The following is a 19579-nucleotide window of genomic DNA, read 5'->3' on the forward strand; positions in this document are numbered from 1 at the left end:
CACTTCGCTACGGAGTGTGCCTGCTTTGACCTGTGCAAAAATTTTGAGATGATGAGAAAGAAAAAAATGGTAAAGTGAGGATATGGAAGGAATTATGAGGTGAACAATATGTGGATTTTGCCATTGAAAGAGCCGGTCTCAGTCAGTCTGCCGGGCTATATCGGAAAGCTGACCGTGACGTCGACGCTCAAGACGGACCTAGGGCCCGTCCTGCGCCTCCTGATGAAGGCGGCCGCGCAGCACGCCGCGACCGCAGAAATCGTCGAGGTGACGGCGCTGAGTGAGGGCGTCATCCATGAGCAGGCGGACTGGTTCGTCCGGCGCGGCATGCTCGGCGAGGATGCGGGCGATTATCACCTGACCGAGGGCGGGAGGTCGCTGTATGAGCGCCTCGTCGTCTCTGAGAGGCTTGACGGGGGCGGCTGGTCCGTCTTCTTCAACTCGAGGACGGAGAAGCTCTCCTTCCGGAACGGGCTCGAGGAGGCATATGACGGTCCGGTCCGGCTGACGCGGGCACTCTATCAGGGGGACAACCCGCTCGACTCACGCTCGCTCATCGAATCGACGGATCCGCCGCGCGAGATCATCGACCAGCTCGCGGCGGAGCAGCTGCTGCTCAAGCTGTCGTTCGACCACGGGATCTCCCCGGTCGAGAAGCCGTACGTCCTGCGCGCGGCTCCTTCTTATTATGAGGACGTGTTCGAGGAGAACGAGTTGCTCGAGACGAGTGCGACGCTCGGCGAAGGGCCGACGTTCGATTTGCTCTATCCGATGCGGCGCATCCGTCTCGTCGAACCGGCCGTGTTGCGCGAAGTGTCTGAAGGGGAGTGGGAGCAGCTCGAGGCGTGGCGCGTCGAGCGTCCGGACTGGCTGAGCGACGAAGCGAAGGGTCTGCTCGCGAAAAGGGACGCGTTCCTCGCGGTCAAGGACACGGGGATCTATGCGGACGAAGCGACCGGCTCCTATTCAAGCATTGAGCCGGAGCGCGGGGAGAGCGACTACCGCTTGCAGGGGGAAGACCGGAGCGAGGAGCTGCTCGTGCAGCTGAAGGAGCGGCTGCGCGAAGCGGCGTACGATCCGGGCTTGTTGACATTCGCCTACGAGACGTTCTGGGCCGTCAAACGCCTGCCGCTCTCGTGGCTTGAGGAGGTAAGAGATGAAGGCGGGATTTAAGTTTTCCGGGCGTTTCGCGAAAAGCGGCGCGTCGAGCGCGAACCTCGTCGGTCCGGCGATCGACTTTACGATCGAGGCGATCAATTTCGGCTTCGCGCTCTATGAATACAATCAGCTGAAGAAGGTGAGCAGGGAACTCGAGCATCTCCTTGATGAAGCGAAGGCTGCCGGTAAGGCGCAGGAAGAAGCGCGGATCGCGGAACTATTACGGATGAAGACGGCGTTCGAACAGAAGGTCGACGCCGAGCGAATGATCCGGCAACGCAGCCTTGACGCACTCAAGCGACAGCTCGAGGAACAGCGGATTGAGATCGTCCGGATCGAGCGCCTGAAGCTCGAGGAGCGGACCTTCAACATCCGGCAGGAGTTCATCGAGCGGACGGAGAGTCTGACGCTGATCGAGCGTTCGATCCACTGTCTGGCTGAGGAGCAGGAATGGTTCGAAGAGCTTCTCGCCGGACAGTTCGGCGGCGCAGCGAAGCAGACGATGGAACAGGTGCTGCAGCTCGAGGAGTTGATCCGGCAACTGCAGGCGCGCTATACGGCGCTGACGAAGTCGATGGTATGACGAAAGGGGAAAAATAGACATGGCGAACAAAAATCTTCCGGCGAAGACGAAGAATCTCCCGGCAAAAGGCAAGAAGACGGCAGGCAAAGGGGCGGTGACGCCGGAGACGATCATCCGCGGCGTCGAGACGGTCGGTGAGATCACGAAAGGCTACCTCGGCGTCCAGGCCGCGAAGCAGGTCGTCGAGAAGGCACGCGTCGACGGGATGAACCGGAGCGTCGAGCTCGACAAGGAGAACGAGAGACTTCGGATCGAGCGCGATGCCCGGCTCAAGGAGTACGAGGCGGACCACAAGAAGGCGCGCGAAGAAGCCGAGGTGGAGATGAAGCGGGATACGGAGCAACACGAACAGGCGATGCAAGCGCTCAGCAACGCCGAACTCGAGATGAAGCATAAGTACGAACTGAAGATGAAGGAGCTCGACCAGAAGACGGACGCAGGCGAGATCCTCGAGATGTTCAAGGAAGAGCAACGCTACTGGCGTGAGGCGCTCATGACCTTGCCGGCGGACGCCTCGGACGAACGGCGTCAAGGGATCATGCAACAGATCGAGGGTGTCCGGGAGAGCATCCTCGCCCTGCACAAATGATCCCGTTATGGCTGGTCGGAGCAGGGCTCGCCGTCGGGGCGTTCGTCCTGTCCGCCGCCTCCGACTTTCTGCGCGGTGAGGCGTCGGAGCGGGAGCGGGAACGTCATGAGGACCTGCGCGGCGAAATCGAACGCGAGCGAAACCGTCAACGTGAGAGCGCGGGACGTTTCGCGGAAGAGCTCGAGACGCTCGCCCGCGAACTCGAGGAGGAAGGCTACCAGCGCACTGAAGCGCTCAAGGAAGCGCGTGTCCGGCTGATCAAGGAAGAACGCTGGAAGCGGGAGGCGTCGATCCGGAACGCCCAGTACGACCACTTCATCAGTGAAGCGAAAGCACGCAGGAAGGCGTTCGAGGATCAGATCGATCGATTTGCGCAGGAGAAGGACAAGCTGTACGATTTGCGGCGTGAACAGCGAAACGAACTGACACGCCTGCGGATGCATGCGCTCGACAAGATGCTCTATGAGTTCGAGGAGGCCGTCGCGAAGATGGGAGCGTACGTCGAATACCTCGGTCAATACATCTGGGAGATGGAACGGGCGAAGGCGACGAACAAGGAACCGTTCCTGTTCGAGCTGACGCTTCCGGTCAACCACCCTTATCCGGGCAAGCTTCATTACGCGACGCGGGAGGAACTGCTCGAGGAGCAGTCCTTCTCGTCGGGCCGTCTCGACTTTTCGATCGAGCTGAGCGAGGAGGACCGGGAACGCCTGCTCGACTATGAGGAAGGCAGACCCGTGCCGCTCTGCCTCGTCCGCCCGAAGCGTGGCGGGCGCCTCTGGACCGCTTCAGTCGGACATGGCTACTATAAGGAACACCTCGAGAACGCCCAGCATGCCGGGATGGAGGTCGTCGCCGTGCGGAGCACGCGTTTCGAGACGATCGTCGCTTATCACGGGATCGAACTCAGCCTGCCGCTGTTCGAATTGATTCAGCCGCACGACCGCAAGCCGCAGCCGCAGATGCGCCTGACCGTCTATCCCCTCCGGCTCGACTACCACTTCTTCTCCGCTCGGCGCCTGCCGCAGGTGACGGAGCGTTTCTCGAGCAGCCTCAACCTGATGCAGCTCGACGAAATCGCACTCGCTGTCCCGGAGGATGAGGAGGCAGTCGCCTACATCAGCGGGCTGTCGGAAAACGAAGCGGACTGGTCCGGCCGGGAGTGGAAGATCGCACCGGCAGGCAGCGACACGCACTACCGGATGCAGCTCGGGACCGAGGTCGCGCTGCTCGTCGAGCGGATCGATGACGCGGAAGGTTTTCCGCTCTACTTCCTGTTTGTCCGGCCACTCGAGGACGCGGAACGGATCGGCGCAAGCGACATCTTCGTCGTCAGCGAGTTCACGTTCGACGTCCGCGAGGAGTCAGCCTGGCAGGATCCGCTCAACTATGATCCGGAGCGAATCGAACAGACGCTTCATTTGAAACTGTTCCTCGCCTCCGAATTCCGAAAGCAGCGCCTGATCCAGATGGCGGTCTCGACCCGGCTCTATTACAACAAATGGACCGATCTGATGGACCGCTTGAGCCTTGCCGAGGGACGGATCGGTCCGTTCACTGGAACGGCATCGCTGACGCAGGTGACGCCGGATGCGCTCATCCGGCGCGTCAAGGCGGAGCTCGCCTTCGAGCGGTCAGCGGAACTCGAGCAGTTCCTCGACGGACCGCAGGCGGTCTTCCGCCACCGCCAGTACATGGTGATGGCTCACCCGCGCTACGGCGACCGGGTCGCCATCATCCGTGAGGAGAGCATCACGATCCTGCTCGAGCCGGGGGAATCGATGTGGGAATCGGACCTTGACGGAATCGAGCTTTACTACGTCGGGCGGAGCTATGCCGAGCACCAGCAGTTCCACGCGATCAGTGCGTTCCGGCGCGGCGAGCTCGCCTCTCCGCTGCTGCACGAGCTTTTGCTCGACCCGGCGCGGATCGAGGTGCCGGAACCGGTCTCGCTCGCGACGGACGAGTTCTACAATCCGCACGTCGCCTCGAATCCGAGGCAGCGCAAGATCGTCGAGACGGTGCTCGGGGCGAAGGACCTCTACATGATCCAGGGGCCGCCGGGAAGCGGCAAGACGACCGTCATCCAGGAGATTGTCCGGCAACATCTGAAGCGGCATCCGCACGACCGGATTTTGATCACGTCCCAGTCGAACGTCGCCGTCGATAACGTGCTCGTCGACTTCATCGAACATTATCCGGGCGAGCTCGTCCGCTGCGGCAACGAGGACAAGATCCAGCGTGAGCTGGCCGACTTCAGCTTCGAGGAGGTCGAGCGGAACTACCGGCGCCTGATTGCTGAGAAGCAAGTCGCACAAGAACTTGAACCGCTGCTTACGGAGTGGCGGGAGGAGCTCGCGACCGAGGACTCGTCGACGATCGCGACATTGATCCTCCAGTCGCGCCAACTGATCGGGGCGACGTGCGTCGGGCTCGCGAAGCGGCGAATCGGGATCGACCGCCTCCAGTTCGACCTCGTCATCGTCGACGAGGCGGGACGCGCCTTGCCGGGCGAGATGCTGCTGCCGCTCGTCCGGGCGAAGAAGGCGATTCTGATCGGCGACCATCTTCAGCTGCCGCCGACGTTGCCGCAGGCATTGCTCGACAAGGAAGGACTACTCGCGGACGAGGAGCAGGAGATCAAGGATGAGCTGATCGGACGCAGCTTGTTCGAGCGCCTGTACGAGCAAGTACCGGACCATGCGAAGAACCGCCTCGGCACCCAGTACCGGATGCCGACGGCGCTCGGACGGCTGATCAGCGAACTCTTCTATGAAGGAGACCTGCTGAGCGGTCCGTCGACGGAACAGAAGGCGGCGCGTCACTTGCCGCACGTCATGACGTGGCTCGACCTCGGTCCGGACAAGCAGTACCGGGAATCCGAGAAACCGCTGCGGAACGAATACGAGGCGGAAGTCGTCCTCGAAGTGCTCGAGCGTCTCGACAGCACCGACACGATCGGTGTGATCACGCCGTACCGGGCGCAGAAGCGCCTGTTGAACGAGCGGATCGGGCGTTCATCCGTCCTGCGGGGCGCGCGCGACGCAGGACGCCTGAAAGTCGACACGATCGACGGGTTCCAAGGCGAGGAGGCGGACATCGTCCTCTATTGCGCGACGCGTGCCGTCAAGAAGACGAACTTCTTCTCGGACGCGGCACGTCTGAACGTCGCGCTCTCGCGGACGAAGCGCGAGCTGCTCGTCATCGGTTCGCTCCGGTATTTCAAGAGATACGACGCGGACAATCCGGCGAGACGGATCGCCGAGTATATCGAACGTGAAGGGACTGTCGTCGACCGCCAGGCGCTTCGCGTCTATTTGACACCGAAGGAATTGACGGAATGCTGAAGAAGGACCCGTTCTCATCGCGAGAGCGGGTCCTTTGGTTCACCATTTGAATGATTTGACGGTCTTGAAGCCGTTGTACTTCTGCATGCCTGATTCCGTATACGAATAAGGCTTGATGATGCCACGGTCATCCCACTCGATCCGCGGTCTAGTCCCGTCGACGAAACGCGACGACTTGTATGCCTTGCCTGCGCCGTAGTAGTACGATTGCCAGACGATCTCCGAGCAGTACGTCCGCGTCAAACTGCGCGGCTGTGCGTCGACGAAGTATTTCGTGTAGCGTCCCTTGCCCTCGAGGTAGTACTTCTTCCCCCAAGCCGCTGCTTTTGCCGCCTGCGTCGAGCTGTTCGAACGGACGACCTTCGTCTTCGGATACTTCGTGCTGCTGAGCCATTGCGCGATCGTCAGCTTCGTCGCATATTTTCCTGGTCCTTGAATGTGGAGGACCGATTTTCCGTCCGGCAAGACGATGCCCGAGTGCCCCGTCAGGCCGTAAGAGGACGATGATTTCGTGATCAGGATGTCGCCCGGCTTGAAGGCGAAACCGTTGACCGTCGCCGCTTCCGATGAAGTCGGGACGGTTAAGGCTGCCGTCAAGGCGACCGCCGAGAGCGTGACTGAAAGTGTGCGTTTCATGATAGTTCCCCCTTTGATTGATCTGTTTTTAATTTTAAGGGAATGTGGATTTGGAAACATCAGGCTTATTATCCATTTTTTTGAATGGTTCAAAAGAACGAAAAACGGAGACCGATGATTATCGGCCTCCGCTTCTTCATGGAAGCAGGCTCATACCTGTGCCTTTCCAAAGTGTGAACATGTTTTCGAGCTCATACCGCTTCTGCTTCGCGTCGTAGCGAAGACCGAACGAGTATCCGATCCCTTCCTTGTCGAAGGCTTGGTATTCGACGAATTTCTTCACTGTGTATTTCTTGGCGGTGAAGTCGTCATAGCCTTCACTGATTCCCGTCTTGTTGCCGAGCGAGACGCGGATCGCCTTGCTGACTTCAGCGGCTGTCTGGCCGCGCTTCAGCTTGTTCGCTTCAAGCACGGCGAACAGATCGGCTGGAGACTTCACTTCCGGACGGAACGTGAAGTTCCGGGACAGGTTTTTCTGGACGAGGACGTAGTCCTTGTCCGACTTGCGCTTCATGAAATAGAGCGAGACGCTGTAGCTAGATTGCTTGTCGTACGGACCGTTCAGCGCGAGGTACTGGACGGTCGGGACGCCGTCGACGTCGAAGCTGTCGTTCTTCTTGAGCGGCAATGACTTCGCGAGCACCTTCGTCTTCGCGAGCGTCGTGCCGATTTTGATTTTTTGATACGTCGGATACCACTTCGATTTCTCGAGCGGTGTCTGTGCGCCGGCTTCGAGGCTTGGCGCCGCGAGCAGCAGGATGAGCAATAGAGCGATGATACGTTTCATAGTGTACCTCCTTGAATTATCGATAGACTGACGCAGGAATCTTCACTTCCGGATAGCCGTCCGCATACGAAGCGACTTCATAGGACTGGAAGACGAGTGTGATGCCGCTCGGCGTGAAGTAGAACTGGGTGTCGCGCGTCAATTTGAAATCGCTCGGCTTGTCGACGAAGAATCGTTCGCGATCCTTCATGTAGTTGTAGGCGTATGTATGCACCTTCTTGATGTTCAGAGAGGACTTCAATGCGTCCGCGATCGTCACGCGTTTGCCCGTCTTGCGGTCGAAGTTGTACAAGGTCGTCCCGCCCATCCCGTGCGCCCCGCCCGTGTACGAATAATTGAAGTGCTGGAGCGTCCAGTACTTCGCGTTCCCGGATTTGACCTTGAACGACGAGTCGAACGTATAGTTGCAGGTCGACGGCATATCGAGGCACCAGTCCTCGAACATGTCCTCACGCTGGCTGTTCTCGATGTTGACGTGATAGCCGTAGTCTTTTTTTGCTTGAGCGAGAAGCGTGTTGTTGATGTTCTTCCGGGCAGTCGCCGTCAATCCGCTCGTCACTTGCGCATACTTGACGTTCTTCTTGTTCTTGTAGTACTTCGTGGCGACTTTCGGTGCGCTTGCATCCGCAGGCGCCGTGAAGCCGATTACGAAAAGCGCGCAAAACAGCGCAATCAATCCTTTTTTCATGGTAAATCCCCCTTCATTTCCATTTTACGGAAGTTGAAGGGGGAGAGGGGGCGTGAATTGCTCAGAAGGGGAATCGGTTTTTCAGGAAAAGAAAACGGCACCCCGAGAGGTACCGTCATTGTCCGTCAATCTTCGTCTGTCGTTAGGTCAAGTCCATTTTCAATCTGAGTGAGCCATTCTTCTAATCGAATAAGTTCCTTCGTTGTGGTCGCCTTCGAACGCAAGTAGTGCTTGTCGACGTCGGAGAAGTGCATCAAAAGAAGTTCGAAGCCCCACTTCGCATCTTCGGCTGACATCCAGTGGACGGCGGCTCTCAACCTGTCGATGATGATGTCCTCGATAGAAATCAGGTAGACATACTGATCGGTTGAATCATCTAAAACCACTTTCGTTACTTTTTCATAGTCTCCCTCTAAAAAACTTGAGGGGATTTCGAGGGCGACTTCGATTGCCTCGTGAAAAAAATGCCGACCTTCCTTTTGAAAACCGAGTTGAAGTAGTATTTCAGAAATCGTATCGTACCCTTCAGAAACGAAATCAATGTCTCGTGTCGAATATGCGTTTTGTGTGTAGATTTCTACCGATAATCCACCCACCACGATAGGCTTGATGTTGAATGGTTCTAGGAGGCGTGTGATGATGGCGGCAGTCTGTATCATAGTATTGTACTGATCATCTGGATCAAGGGCTTCAATTTCAGCACGTGCAGCCGTTAAGTTTTGATATCTGTTCATTTTCTGTTGAAGGAAGAAAGAATGCGAGCTTCTACAGGGTCCTTTGGGCGAACCCTGCCCTGTACTAAATCGCTACTTTTCAGCTGATTCGAGAACTGTCTCATGATAGTTGTTTTTCTAGCGTCCTTCTTGATTGCCTTCTTTTCGATGTCTTTTAATGAAAGTGTTCGCATGGTCTCTTCTCCTCCTTCTAAAAATGTAAATGTTAATTTATTATAACATGCGCGGGTCTGCGCGTACTGTTTCTCAAACTGAATGATGGCTGATGGGGAGGACTGAATGCTGAAAGAAACTGCTGAAATTCCTAGACGAATGAACACGTGAAGTTTTAGGGATGAAAGAGAGGGATGACTCCAAAGTAATCACTTTTCCTTCGCACTCTTTTTGCAGGCGAGACACAGGCCAGCTCCCTGTTTAGAGCGGACAGGGAACCGGGGCTGGTTCGTCTCTAACAGCTGGGTCCATCACGCTTTTTCCTACAAGAGTCTGAGTAAAGCGGCTGGATGCGTCTAGACGAGAATACGGGAGCGGATTAGATCCGCCCCCGTATTTCGTTTACAGACAGATTTTTGATTCAGCCTCCTTGCTCAGCGATAGACCCAAGCAGGAATGAACACTTCCTGGAAGCCGAGAGCGTAAGGGCCGACCTCATACTCCTGGAAGACGAGGCGGATGCCGCCATGGACGAAGTAGAACTGGGTGTTCTTGTTGATCTTGAAGTCGCTCGGATGGTCGATGTTGAAGCGGTCGCGGTCTTTCATATAGTTATAGGCGTAGTGGTGGACCTTGTTGATCTTAGACTTCGTGTCGAGGACGTGGGTGATCGTGACATTGTTGCCGGTCCGGACGTTGAAGTTGTAGAGCTTCGTCACACCGTTGCCGTGCGCGCCGCCGGTGTAGGCGAAGTCATACATTTGGACGGTGAAGTATTTAGAATGGGTGTTTTTGATCTTGTAGGCCGTGTTGAACGAGTAGTTACAGAACGATGGGTGTTCCTTGCACCAGCGGGTCTGTTTGTCGCGACGTTCCTGCGCCTCGATCCGTTGCTCCTTCAGATAGGCGAGGTACATATGGCCCGCGATCGTATGATTGACCTTTCCGCGGACCAAGGTGGTATAGCCGCTGTGGAGATAAGGATATGGCAGGTTGTTGTGGTGCTTGTAGTATTTCGTGACGACCTTGACCGGCGCTGCTTCTACCGTGGGTGCCAAACTGCTGCCGAAACCGAGGATGACTAGGAAACTGCATATCAGACTGACGATGAGTTTCTTCATACCTTCTCCTCCTTTTTCCGGGGCACGTCGTTCGATTCGCCCCCATTGTAGTCCTGATTGGCAACGGATGCCAGTTGAATTAAAGAAGAATCGCGATGAAATTATAGAAAAAAGACGTCTGATTCCTTGATTTCACTTTCCTAAGTTTATGAAAGGGAAGAAGTGGGAGGAGAGAGAAAATCGTAAAATGAAAGGAGAGAATTTTCCAAGGAGGAATCAAGATGAATCAACATACGAACAAATGGCTGGCAGGCGGGATCGCAATCGGGTTGCTTCTCAGCGTGCCGCAGACGACTTCCGCGATCAGCCAAGGAGAGGACGCTACGTTCGGTCCGGTGCCGTTCACGAGCGAATCCGAGTATGAGCGCTTCCTCGAGCAGGTTCCGGTCCTCGCGCCGGGCGAATCGACGGGCGACATCAAGATCGGCATGAAGGAAAGCCACTACTTCCGGATCGATGCTTCGGCGAAGGACGAGTTCTTCGCCCGGCTGAACACATGGAAGGGAAGCGTGCGTGTCTTCTATTACGACGGGTACGACGGCATCAGCTACAGCACGGACCGGGACGGGACGGACGAGCGGGCTGCGATGCGCTTCGGTGACATCCGTCCCGGCAGCTACCTCGTCCGGGTCGTCGGGATGCAGGAGCGCAACGAGTTCGAGGTGCGTCCGATGTTCGCCGGCGCGATCAAGAAGCGCGCAGCGGACGGGGAGCCGAACGACGTCAAAGGCAACGCCTCCCTGCTCAAGAAGTCCGGTACCTACAAAGGATATTTGTCGGACGAGTGGGACGTCGACTGGCTGAAGCTCGATGGAAAGAAGAATGAGACGATCTTCGCACAGGTGAAGAGTCCGTACAGCTACCGTTTCGAGTTGAGCGACGAGGAAGGGAACGTCATCTACGGCTACTCACTGTTCAACGCGCGGTACGACTACGCCTACATGACGCCGAAAGTCGACGGGCCGTACTTCCTGAAGATCTATTCATTCGGAGGCAAGTTCTCGACGAAGCAGCCGTATAGCCTGACGTATCGGGCGAAGGCGATCCCGAGCCCGACGTTCAAGGTGGCGGACAAGTCGGGCTACCTGACGATGACGGGTAAGGTAGCGAGCAGTTCGACGGTCCGCGTCTATGCGGGGACGAAGACGTACGTGACGAAGAAGACGGACAGTAAAGGCAACTACACGCTCAAGTTCAAGAAACCGAAAAAGGGGACGGCACTCAGCCTCCAGGCGACCGACCGCTTCGGCAACAAGACGCAGCCCGTCGGATACCGCGTGAAATGAGAGAGAACCGGTTGTTCCGGTTCTTTTTTTGTATGAAATTAGAATTTAAGAATTGTTTTTCCAATAATTTTCCGTACAATGGAAGAAGTGAAACAAGAAAGCAGGGATACATATGACAACGGATAACCGTTCGCCGCAACTTGAAAGACCGAACCTCGTCCATAAGAAAGAAAACCGCTATTTCGCCTTGCTCGTCACGGCGAGCGCATTGATGGGACTGTCACTCGTCCTGTTCGTCCTCGCCTCGCTCGGGCTCGGATTGCTGTTCCTCGCCATCTTCGTCCTCGTCCCGCTGTTCGCCCACTGGATCTCAATCGGAATGATCCGGACGAACGGCGTCAAGGTGACGGAGCGCCAATTCCCGGAGATCCATGGGAAGATGCTCGAGCTGTCACGTGCGATGGGGCTGCGCCAGCACCCTGACGTCTACCTGATCCAGTCGGGCGGGCACTTGAACGCGTTCGCGACACGTTTCTTCCGCAAGAACATGGTCGTCCTCTATTCGGAGGTGGCGGAATTGCTCGAGGAAGGACGCGAGGACGAGCTCTACTTCATCCTCGCCCACGAGCTGGCTCATCTCGAGCGGAGCCATGTCTCGAAGTCGCTGTTGCTGCTGCTCGGAAACTGGGTGCCGTTCCTCTCGAGCGCGTATTCGCGCGCCTGCGAGTACACGTGCGACCGGATGGCCGTCTATTACACGGCGAGACCTGAGGCGGGTGCCCGCGCACTCGCGATGCTCGGGGCAGGCAAGCTGCTCGCGCCGCGCGTCGACCTCGTCGACTACCTCGAGCAAAGCGACGAGGAGAAAGGCTTCATCGCTTACCTGAGCGAGAAGCTCTCGACGCATCCGACGCTCCCGAAACGGATCGCAGCGATCCGCGCGGAGGACGGACATGACGTGCCGGCGTTCAAAGCGGGACGCCGCGTCAAAGGCGTGTTCGCGAGCCTGATCGTGGTCGGAGTGCTCTTGATGGGCGGACTGATCGCGGCCGGATCATTCCTTGATCTTGAAGCCCTTGACGCGAAGGCGCAGGACTTGTTGTTTGACGATTTCGGTGCCGAAGCGTTGCCGCTTCAATCGGCCGTCGAGTCCGGCACGGCGAGCGAAGTCGAAGAACTGCTTGCGACCGAGGACGTCAACGCGACGGACGAGGAAGGGTCGAACGCGCTGCACTACCTCGCCTATCGAGACAGTGAAGACACTGGGCTGGTTGCCCAGATGATCATCGATGCAGGCATCGACACGGCTGCTGAGGACGACTACGAGATGACGCCGCTCCAGTCAGCCGCATATCTAGCTAACTTGGACGCGGTCCAAGCGATGCTTGACGCAGGAATTCCGGTAGACCAAGCCTCTAAAAGCAACTGGACGTCTCTCCATCATGCCGTTGACGGGGAGGCGACTGACGCGATCGAGCTGCTGCTCGCTGCGGGAGCTGATCCGACGATCGAAAACGATGAAGGCGTGACGCCTTATGAGCTTGCGCTCGAGTATGGATACTCGGATATCGTGAAACTATTGAAGTGATGATGAAAAAATACGCCCATCGAACCCGGTTCGATGGGCGTATTCGTGTCCGGATGGAAGAAGATCGATGATGCGGACATCATTCTTGGCGTCATAGGAGGCGTTCAGTGTGTAGTTGTTCAGATGGTAGAAAGCCTCTTTCCTGGTCGAATACTTAAAGAAAAAATCCTGACGCGATATGCGCCAGGATGGGTTGAACGATTATTTTTTGATGTCGACGATACGGCCTTCGATATTGTAGTCGACCGTCTTGAGTTGTTGTGCGTATTCTTTGAAGACTTCCCAGTCGATGACGCCGAGATCCGTGACGCGGCCTTCTGCGTAAGGCTTCGCGAACGTTTTTGTCTCGCCGCCTTTCGCTGTGAACGCGTTCGTCGCGACGACGTATGTCTTAGTCGAATCGAGTGCGACATAGTTCTCGCCTTCCTTGACTTCGAGTGAGACGATGCGTGAACCTTTCGCCTTCGAGCTGTCGTATTGAACCTTGAGTCCGGATACATGGAGGAATCCACCGTTCTCGAGTGGGGCGACACCGACGCTCTCCTCCATCAATTCGAGGATTTCAGCGCCAGTCAATTTCGCAGTCGCAAGCGTGTTGCCGAAAGTGAGTGTCGTCAGGATTTGACCGAGTGTCAATTCGCCTGCTGGAATCGCTGCACGGATGCCGCCGCCGTTTTGGATGGCGATGACCGTCTCAGGATTGAACTGCTTCGCCTTCGCGAGCATGCCGTCCGTGATCAGGTTTCCGAGTGCCGTCTCGCTGTTGCGGACGCTGATCGTGTTCGTCTCAGACGTACGCGGGTTGACGAGTGGGTTGACGATTGTCGCGCCGACCTGTTCGTTCTTGACTGCTGCAATCGATTCCGCATACGGCTTGAGAAGTGCTGCTGCCGAAGCGTCCGCTGCGACCGTCTTCAGGTCGATCAGCTTGACGTCGTTCGCGATTACTTTTCCGTTGTAGTCGAACGTCACGTCGAGCGTGCCGAGGAACTTGCCATACTCGCCCGTCTGGACGATTACCGTCGGCTCCGACTTCTTCTCGCTCGCTTCGACGACGAATCCGCGGTCGAGCTGCGTATGCGAGTGTGCGCCGACGATGACGTCGATTCCATCGACGTGCTCTGCGAGCAACTGGTCGTTGTCGACGGCAGGGTTGTCGTTGAAGCCGAGGTGCGTGACAGCTACGACTTTGTTGATTCCTTTTTTCTCGAACATCTCGACCGACGCTTTCGCGCTGTCGATGTAGTTCTTGAACGTGATTGTACCAGGGCTCGAGATGTCTTTCGTCTCTTCCGTCGTCAGACCGAAGAAACCGACCTTTTCGCCGTTGATTTCACGGATGATGCCGTCATAGATGTGACCGTCCTTCGTTTCCGTGACGTACTGGTGCGTCTGGCGTCCTTTGAACAGCGGATGGTCGCCGAACTCGACGTTCGCCGTGATGAACGGGAACTTCGCGAGGCGGACGAAGTTAGAAAGCGCCATATGGTTGTCCTGGTCGCCGAGATCGAACTCGTGGTTACCGAACGACATCATGTCATACTCCATCAGATTCATCATCGCCAAGTCTGCCTGGCCTTTGAATTTATTGAAGTAGAGCGTACCTGAGAAGACGTCACCTGCGTCGATCAGGAGTGCGCCAGGATTTGCTTCGCGGTATTCTTTGATTGCTGTCATGCGGTTAGGTGCAGAGTCGAGGTTCGCATGCGTGTCGTTCGTGTGGATGATGTTCATCGAGAAGTTATCCATGACCGTGTAGTGGGCAACGATTTTGATCGTGTGCTTGCCCATACCTGTATACGTGCCGGTTACACTGAACTTGCCCGGTTTGTCGGTCGGCGCAGATCCCCATGTGATTGCGCGCTCGACGACCTTGTTGTTCGCGTAGCGAACCTTGAGTGTCGGCGGGAGGACGACTGTCCCGTTCAACGCGACCGTCTGCGGTTTGACGATCTCAGCGAAGCTGCTCGGGAAGTTCTGGAGCATGACACGGATTTGAATCTTCGTCTTGTTCTTTCCATATGTACCTTTGATTGTCTGATACTTGTAGAACGTCGTCTTGCTGACCTTCGTGCTCCACGTGATCTTCTGTCCAGCGTGCGTCGTAGGAAGAGTGACCTTGCCGCCGTAGAATACCTTCGATGAAAGCGTCACAACCTGGTTCGATGTCTGTTTCGCTGCCGCGACTGGCGCGACCGGTGCGAGCGTAGCTGTCGCGAGTGAGACGGCTAGGGCTGCCGCGTAAAGCTGTTTCGACTTGTACATGAATGGAATACCTCCTTGAGATGGTCAAGAGGTCATCGCGTTTCGACGAACTCTCTTCTTCTACTATATCGGAAAAAACGAACATGAATAGGCTAAATCTGTCGAAAAATGGGCTTATCATCAAGTCAGACCACCATACAACATTTATGTAAGCGGTTGATTGGCGAACATTATCCTTTTTTTAGGGAGGATATGCGTGTGACCCGGTCAAGTGAAATAGGGTGATGACTCCTTTTTTGAGAAGAGAAAGGAAGTTCGAAGATTCGTCTTAAGACCACTAAAAGACAAAAAAGTGATTTAAATTCCATTTAATGAACATATATGTTGAATTAATGAAAAAAATTGACATATTTTGATAATAAATTGATTAAAAGTAATGGAATTACTTTAACATGATAGCTATAAGGGACGCGATGGAGAGTGATGAAGTGTCGGATACGGTAAGAGCACGGATTTTGATCGTAGTGCTCGGCATGATGGTATTTTTATTGTTGTGGGGGCTATCTTCTCCACCTAAAACGATTGACATGAGGATACTGAAGTCGGGTGAACAGCAGCTTGATACAGAGTGGATCGGGGCACATGCTCCGGTCCATTTTTACATGATGACGACCGATTTCGCGCTGCAGTAAATTCCTCAGGGATCAAGTAGTCGGGAGCGAAACGCGACTTTGGGGTCGGATATCTCTCGTGCTCATCTAAGGGGGTTAGCAGGACACGATCATGTGCTGCATATGGTTGATTCTTATCGGGCCGAGGGGTGAGAGGAGAGTTCCATCGGAGGGACATTGAAGAATTTTCTTGAAGAATATGTGAAAATACGTAGATAAAATGGATATTATCGAAAAAAGCATCGATTTGTAATTAAAATAATCTCCTATAATTTTGAAATTAAAATGGCTTAAGACCAACGAAAACTCAATCATAATAAAATAAACTCCTTTTTTTTTACAAATAAGTATTGATTGAATATTTTGGTTTATGTATATTTGTGGTGTGGGTAATAAATCCATGAAGCTGAAGCGAAGAACAACTACCCACGCGGATCGAAGACATGCTTCGGTTTCATCGCAGTGTCGCATGACGGTTGTACGCACATTCTGTACGGACTGGGGAACGAAAGACCATATGGCGGCCTCTATTGCCATATAATTCTATTTCTACAAGAATGATACTTTCATCATTGGCAGAAGTAGCGATGTGGTCTTTCGGAAGCAAGACCGGTAACAAGCCCTTTTTGCGGGCCGGTTGTCGTGGGCCAACCAGCACATTGAAAAGGGAGACATCGTCCTGACCCGATTTCGGGAACTGGCACTCCTCTCATCCCGAATGAAAGTCGACAAGGTTTACGTGTACTCACAGCACCTCACATCCTAGACTCGTCAACTTAGCAAAGGGAGGAACTAGACACCATGACTTACACACGCAAATCGAAAAAGCTCTACGCGACTGCTGCGGCACTCGCAGTCACAGCATCAGCGGTAGCACCGGGCCTCCAAGCGGGAGCAGCATCGTCTTCGGTCACATCGATCTCGACGACTACGATCCATCATTACGGCGGGTATGCTTATGCGATTAAAAAACTTTCTTTGCCGAAGACAGTGAAAGTCAAACTCTCTAACGGTAAATACACTTACCGCTCAGTCAAATGGGCTGGACGTGTCAGCTTCGATTCCAAGAAGATTGATAAATATCAATACCTCTATGGGACAGTAGCAGGGACTTCCAAAAAAGCAGTCCTCAAAATCATGATCAAGGATTATCCGATTGACGTGATCGAGCCAAAACTCGCTTCTGTGTATGTCGGCGGAACGCTCGTCCTGCCAAAGACGGTCGCAGTCAAGATGAAGTCAGGCAAAGTGGTGCAACGGACGATCGTTGTGTCAAAACCGGATACCTCTAAAGCAGGAAAGTTCTACCTCACGTATTCCCTCAGTAGCACAAACTCCAAACTGACCGGCAAGATCGCCTATGAAGTAAAGGCGGCGCCAGTCGTGGCATCCCTCTCTGTAAAAGCACTCAGCAAGTCGAAACTCGAAGTGACATTCAAAGACGCGGTCGACTCCGTGCATGCCTCGAACTTCACGATCGAAGGTGCGCGCGTCAACGGTGCGGACATCAGCGCCGATGGCAAGAAGGCGATTCTCGAAGTCCATGACCTCGAAATCGGCAAGGAGTACACGCTCGAGATCAAAGGCGTGCCGATCAACGGCAAACGGACCGATCTCGGATCAGTCAAGTTCCAATCGATTTCTGCCCAAGCTCTTTGGGACCTCAAAGTAATCCCTAAAAAATCCTCTATCATCGCCGACGGTGCGACAAGCACTGAAGTCGAATTCGCTCTCTATGACAAGACGACAGGTCAGATCGACGTCAACGCCGATAACCTCGTCCTCGAAGTCAGCTCTTCTCACGGTTCATTCAGCAACATCACGAAAAACCGCATCACACTCCAAAACGGTAAGGCGACAGGCGTACTCCGCTCTGAAGCGAGCTCGAAGGCGCTCGACGTCAAGATCAGCGCGGAAGTCATGGAGGCTTCAGGCGACTACAAGGCACTGATCGGAAAAGTGCTCGGACATGGCTCGATGAAATTCGAACCTGTTGCACATAACGCAGTCCGCAGCCTGACGCTCATGAAGGCCGATTCGAACGAAGCTGACCGCGTCACGCTGTTCTTCGACAATCCTGTCTTGCTGTCTGACTTCATCTACCTCGATACGTCAGGCAAACCGATCGTCGACCATCATGGACGTCAACTGCTCAAGTCAGGCGTCAAGCTCGACATCTCGCAGGATCACCATGATAAGAGTGATATCCGAGGCATCCGTCTCGTCCCAGGAAACGATAAGGCGATTGAGGTCATCCTCGAGAAGTCGTCGGTCCTCAAGGACAACAAGACGGTCGATGTACACGCTGAAATCCCGAACTCGGCTGGCAAAATCCTCAAATCACACGAGTCGTTCAAGCTGACGGACGCGCGCGATCCGGAAGCAACAGCTGTCTCGGTCCAAGGACTCAACCAGCTCGTCGTCCGCTTCTCGGAAGGCATCTACGACGCGAACTTCAAAATCGACGGCATCTTCACGGAGCCTGGCGACTTCGAAGTCAAGTTCGGTGAGTTCGATGCACGTAACATGCTCGACAACCGTGACGTCGCGACGCTGACGCTGAAGGATGGCTACGACGACGGCAAACACCGCGGCTACTTCAAGGCGGGCGACCACTCGCTCCAAATCTCTTCAGTCAGAGACTTCGCCTCGTTGTCTGATTCGGCGAACCTCGGTACGACACAGACGCTCAACTTCACTGTCCGTGCCGACGAGACGAAACCGAAAGCTACGGTCAAGGTCGAATCGCCTGAACAATTCCGTCTGACATTCGACAAGATCCTCAAAGAGAGCGCAGACGATCTTCGCTCGAAGCTGAGCATCGAAGTGTACGACTACCACGGCAAGAAATGGGTCAAGGCAGACAAGCTGCGCGGCAAGTTCACGCTCGAGCGTGTCGGCCACACGAACGAATACGTCATGGAGCTCAGTGAGGACTGGACACGGATCTATGATACGAACCGTACAGGCCGCAACTACTACAACGACAAGTATCGTATCGTCATCGACAAGTACGCCGTGACGAACATCCACAACGGTGAGAAGAACGACGACATCCTGCTTGATCTCAACTACGCAGGTTCGCCGCTCAACGAGCCGGATGTCAAGAGCGCAAGCATCAAATCGATCGACTACAGCGGCGTCAAGGACTTGTTCGTCGTCTCGATGGACGAGCCGGTCAAGCTCTTCGGCAAGGATGCGAACGACACGCCGAACGAAGACCAGTACCGCATCCCGATGACGAGCGTCCAGTTCATCGGTAAGGACAAGTACGGCCATACGGTCACGATTCCAGGGAAAGTGCTTGGCTACTACGGCGAAGCGAAGGACGATATGCGCTTCCTAGTCGCTCCAGACGGGGACAGCCTCCAAAAAATCGTCGACGCCGGCGGAAGCCAAGTCTGGAAGCTCGTCGTCAAGTCGCTTTCGGATGATGTCGGCAACACGGTCGCGACGCTCTCGAAGGACTTCATGGTCGAGAAGACACCAGTCAAAGACACACCGTTCGCGATCGCACAGGATCGTTACGGTAACTATCTCGCTGAAGGTCACTTCGATGGTCCGACGAAAGACATCGTCACGATCACCTTCACGGAAGGCGTCCAGCATCGCGGCGGCGTCTACGATGCGACGAACGTCATGCAATACACGCTTAACGGCAAAACGCTTCCGAAAGGCTCTTCTGTCAGCGTGAACAACTACGACGGAAAAGACGGATACGAGACGGTCACGCTCGTTCTTCCTGAAGGAACGCTCCAGCGCTCGAGCAACGTCATCGCTGTCAACCAAGACCTCGTCTCGGAAGATGGCAGCGTCCTTACAGGTGCGTATGAAGTTGAACTCGAAATGGATCGCCACTAAGATTGTTTGAAATAAGATTCCCTCGGGGCTCGTCCTCCGAGGGAATTTTTTGTTTCCACAAATAATCGCCATTCAGTCATCTTATCGCTAAGAAAAGGGTACAGGGAAAAAGGGAGTCAATAGGAGGCATGCGTCATGAAAATGTGCACGAGAGGAGGGATGGAGTGGCTGGTAGATATCTTATCGTATTGATCCTCGTGATTGGGGCAATCAACTTGAGTCTAGGTCTTTG

The 19579-nt window shown here is 55.0% G+C and carries 14 protein-coding genes; 8 read left to right on the forward strand and 6 right to left on the reverse strand.

Annotated features, from left to right (window positions below; translation table 11 throughout):
- Nucleotides 1-108: 108 nt before the first annotated feature.
- The 4 genes from DFG60_RS10375 to DFG60_RS10390 are packed head-to-tail and all read left to right on the forward strand — an operon-like array spanning nucleotide 109 to nucleotide 5677.
- A complete protein-coding gene (locus tag DFG60_RS10375; RefSeq protein WP_114571701.1) occupies nucleotides 109-1173 on the forward strand; it encodes a hypothetical protein in 1065 nt (354 codons plus the stop codon).
- Nucleotides 1157-1741 carry a hypothetical protein gene (locus DFG60_RS10380; protein WP_114571702.1) on the forward strand — a complete coding sequence of 195 codons (585 nt, stop codon included), beginning with the start codon at nucleotides 1157-1159 and terminating at the stop codon, nucleotides 1739-1741. The genes DFG60_RS10375 and DFG60_RS10380 overlap by 17 nt, the downstream gene beginning before the upstream one ends.
- Before the next feature lie 19 nt (nucleotides 1742-1760).
- Entirely contained in the window at nucleotides 1761-2330 is a 570-nt protein-coding gene (locus DFG60_RS10385) for a hypothetical protein (protein ID WP_114571703.1), read from the forward strand.
- Nucleotides 2327-5677, forward strand: a complete 3351-nt coding sequence (locus DFG60_RS10390; protein WP_114571704.1) for a DEAD/DEAH box helicase — start codon at nucleotides 2327-2329, stop codon at nucleotides 5675-5677. Before DFG60_RS10385 ends, DFG60_RS10390 begins: the two co-directional genes overlap by 4 nt.
- Before the next feature lie 39 nt (nucleotides 5678-5716).
- Here the strand turns inward: DFG60_RS10390 and DFG60_RS10395 are convergent, their stop codons facing one another.
- The 5 genes from DFG60_RS10395 to DFG60_RS10415 form a co-directional block, all read right to left on the reverse strand.
- Nucleotides 5717-6313 (reverse strand): hypothetical protein, encoded by a 597-nt coding sequence (locus DFG60_RS10395; protein ID WP_114571705.1) that lies wholly within the window; start codon nucleotides 6311-6313, stop codon nucleotides 5717-5719.
- Between the two features lie 136 nt (nucleotides 6314-6449).
- A complete protein-coding gene (locus tag DFG60_RS10400) occupies nucleotides 6450-7100 on the reverse strand; it encodes a hypothetical protein (protein WP_114571706.1) in 651 nt (216 codons plus the stop codon).
- A gap of 16 nt (nucleotides 7101-7116) precedes the next feature.
- Entirely contained in the window at nucleotides 7117-7788 is a 672-nt protein-coding gene (locus tag DFG60_RS10405) for a DUF3298 and DUF4163 domain-containing protein (RefSeq protein ID WP_114571707.1), read from the reverse strand.
- Between the two features lie 125 nt (nucleotides 7789-7913).
- Entirely contained in the window at nucleotides 7914-8522 is a 609-nt protein-coding gene (locus DFG60_RS10410; RefSeq protein WP_114571708.1) for a DUF6036 family nucleotidyltransferase, read from the reverse strand.
- Nucleotides 8523-9109: 587 nt separating this feature from the next.
- Nucleotides 9110-9796 (reverse strand): DUF3298 and DUF4163 domain-containing protein, encoded by a 687-nt coding sequence (locus DFG60_RS10415; protein ID WP_114571709.1) that lies wholly within the window; start codon nucleotides 9794-9796, stop codon nucleotides 9110-9112.
- A 221-nt stretch (nucleotides 9797-10017) separates the two neighbouring features.
- Here DFG60_RS10415 and DFG60_RS10420 point away from each other — a divergent pair, with 221 nt between their 5' ends.
- A complete protein-coding gene (locus DFG60_RS10420) occupies nucleotides 10018-11082 on the forward strand; it encodes an Ig-like domain-containing protein (protein WP_114571710.1) in 1065 nt (354 codons plus the stop codon).
- A gap of 112 nt (nucleotides 11083-11194) precedes the next feature.
- On the forward strand, nucleotides 11195-12610 hold the full coding sequence (locus DFG60_RS10425; protein WP_114571711.1) for a M48 family metallopeptidase: 1416 nt from the start codon (nucleotides 11195-11197) through the stop codon (nucleotides 12608-12610).
- 201 nt (nucleotides 12611-12811) lie between these two features.
- On the opposite strand, the gene DFG60_RS10430 is transcribed toward DFG60_RS10425, so the two are convergent.
- Nucleotides 12812-14875 carry a 5'-nucleotidase C-terminal domain-containing protein gene (locus DFG60_RS10430; protein WP_114571712.1) on the reverse strand — a complete coding sequence of 688 codons (2064 nt, stop codon included), beginning with the start codon at nucleotides 14873-14875 and terminating at the stop codon, nucleotides 12812-12814.
- A 392-nt stretch (nucleotides 14876-15267) separates the two neighbouring features.
- On the opposite strand from DFG60_RS10430, the gene DFG60_RS10435 reads away from it, so the two are divergent.
- Together DFG60_RS10435 and DFG60_RS10445 are read left to right on the forward strand one after the other, a co-directional pair.
- A complete protein-coding gene (locus DFG60_RS10435) occupies nucleotides 15268-15507 on the forward strand; it encodes a hypothetical protein (RefSeq protein ID WP_114571713.1) in 240 nt (79 codons plus the stop codon).
- A 780-nt stretch (nucleotides 15508-16287) separates the two neighbouring features.
- The gene (locus DFG60_RS10445) at nucleotides 16288-19347 is read left to right on the forward strand and encodes a hypothetical protein (RefSeq protein WP_114571715.1); all 3060 of its coding nucleotides are present in this window, start codon (nucleotides 16288-16290) and stop codon (nucleotides 19345-19347) included.
- The last annotated feature ends 232 nt before the right edge of the window (nucleotides 19348-19579 follow it).

This window comes from Exiguobacterium flavidum (assembly GCF_003344535.1).
GTDB lineage: Bacteria > Bacillota > Bacilli > Exiguobacteriales > Exiguobacteriaceae > Exiguobacterium_A > Exiguobacterium_A flavidum.

Coding starts and splice junctions, on each gene's coding strand:
- DFG60_RS10375 (WP_114571701.1), top strand. CDS start 109: ATGTGGATTTTGCCATTGAAAGAGCCGGTCTCAGTCAGTCTGCCGGGC.
- DFG60_RS10380 (WP_114571702.1), top strand. CDS start 1,157: ATGAAGGCGGGATTTAAGTTTTCCGGGCGTTTCGCGAAAAGCGGCGCG.
- DFG60_RS10385 (WP_114571703.1), top strand. CDS start 1,761: ATGGCGAACAAAAATCTTCCGGCGAAGACGAAGAATCTCCCGGCAAAA.
- DFG60_RS10390 (WP_114571704.1), top strand. CDS start 2,327: ATGATCCCGTTATGGCTGGTCGGAGCAGGGCTCGCCGTCGGGGCGTTC.
- DFG60_RS10395 (WP_114571705.1), bottom strand. CDS start 6,313: ATGAAACGCACACTTTCAGTCACGCTCTCGGCGGTCGCCTTGACGGCA.
- DFG60_RS10400 (WP_114571706.1), bottom strand. CDS start 7,100: ATGAAACGTATCATCGCTCTATTGCTCATCCTGCTGCTCGCGGCGCCA.
- DFG60_RS10405 (WP_114571707.1), bottom strand. CDS start 7,788: ATGAAAAAAGGATTGATTGCGCTGTTTTGCGCGCTTTTCGTAATCGGC.
- DFG60_RS10410 (WP_114571708.1), bottom strand. CDS start 8,522: ATGAACAGATATCAAAACTTAACGGCTGCACGTGCTGAAATTGAAGCC.
- DFG60_RS10415 (WP_114571709.1), bottom strand. CDS start 9,796: ATGAAGAAACTCATCGTCAGTCTGATATGCAGTTTCCTAGTCATCCTC.
- DFG60_RS10420 (WP_114571710.1), top strand. CDS start 10,018: ATGAATCAACATACGAACAAATGGCTGGCAGGCGGGATCGCAATCGGG.
- DFG60_RS10425 (WP_114571711.1), top strand. CDS start 11,195: ATGACAACGGATAACCGTTCGCCGCAACTTGAAAGACCGAACCTCGTC.
- DFG60_RS10430 (WP_114571712.1), bottom strand. CDS start 14,875: ATGTACAAGTCGAAACAGCTTTACGCGGCAGCCCTAGCCGTCTCACTC.
- DFG60_RS10435 (WP_114571713.1), top strand. CDS start 15,268: ATGATAGCTATAAGGGACGCGATGGAGAGTGATGAAGTGTCGGATACG.
- DFG60_RS10445 (WP_114571715.1), top strand. CDS start 16,288: ATGACTTACACACGCAAATCGAAAAAGCTCTACGCGACTGCTGCGGCA.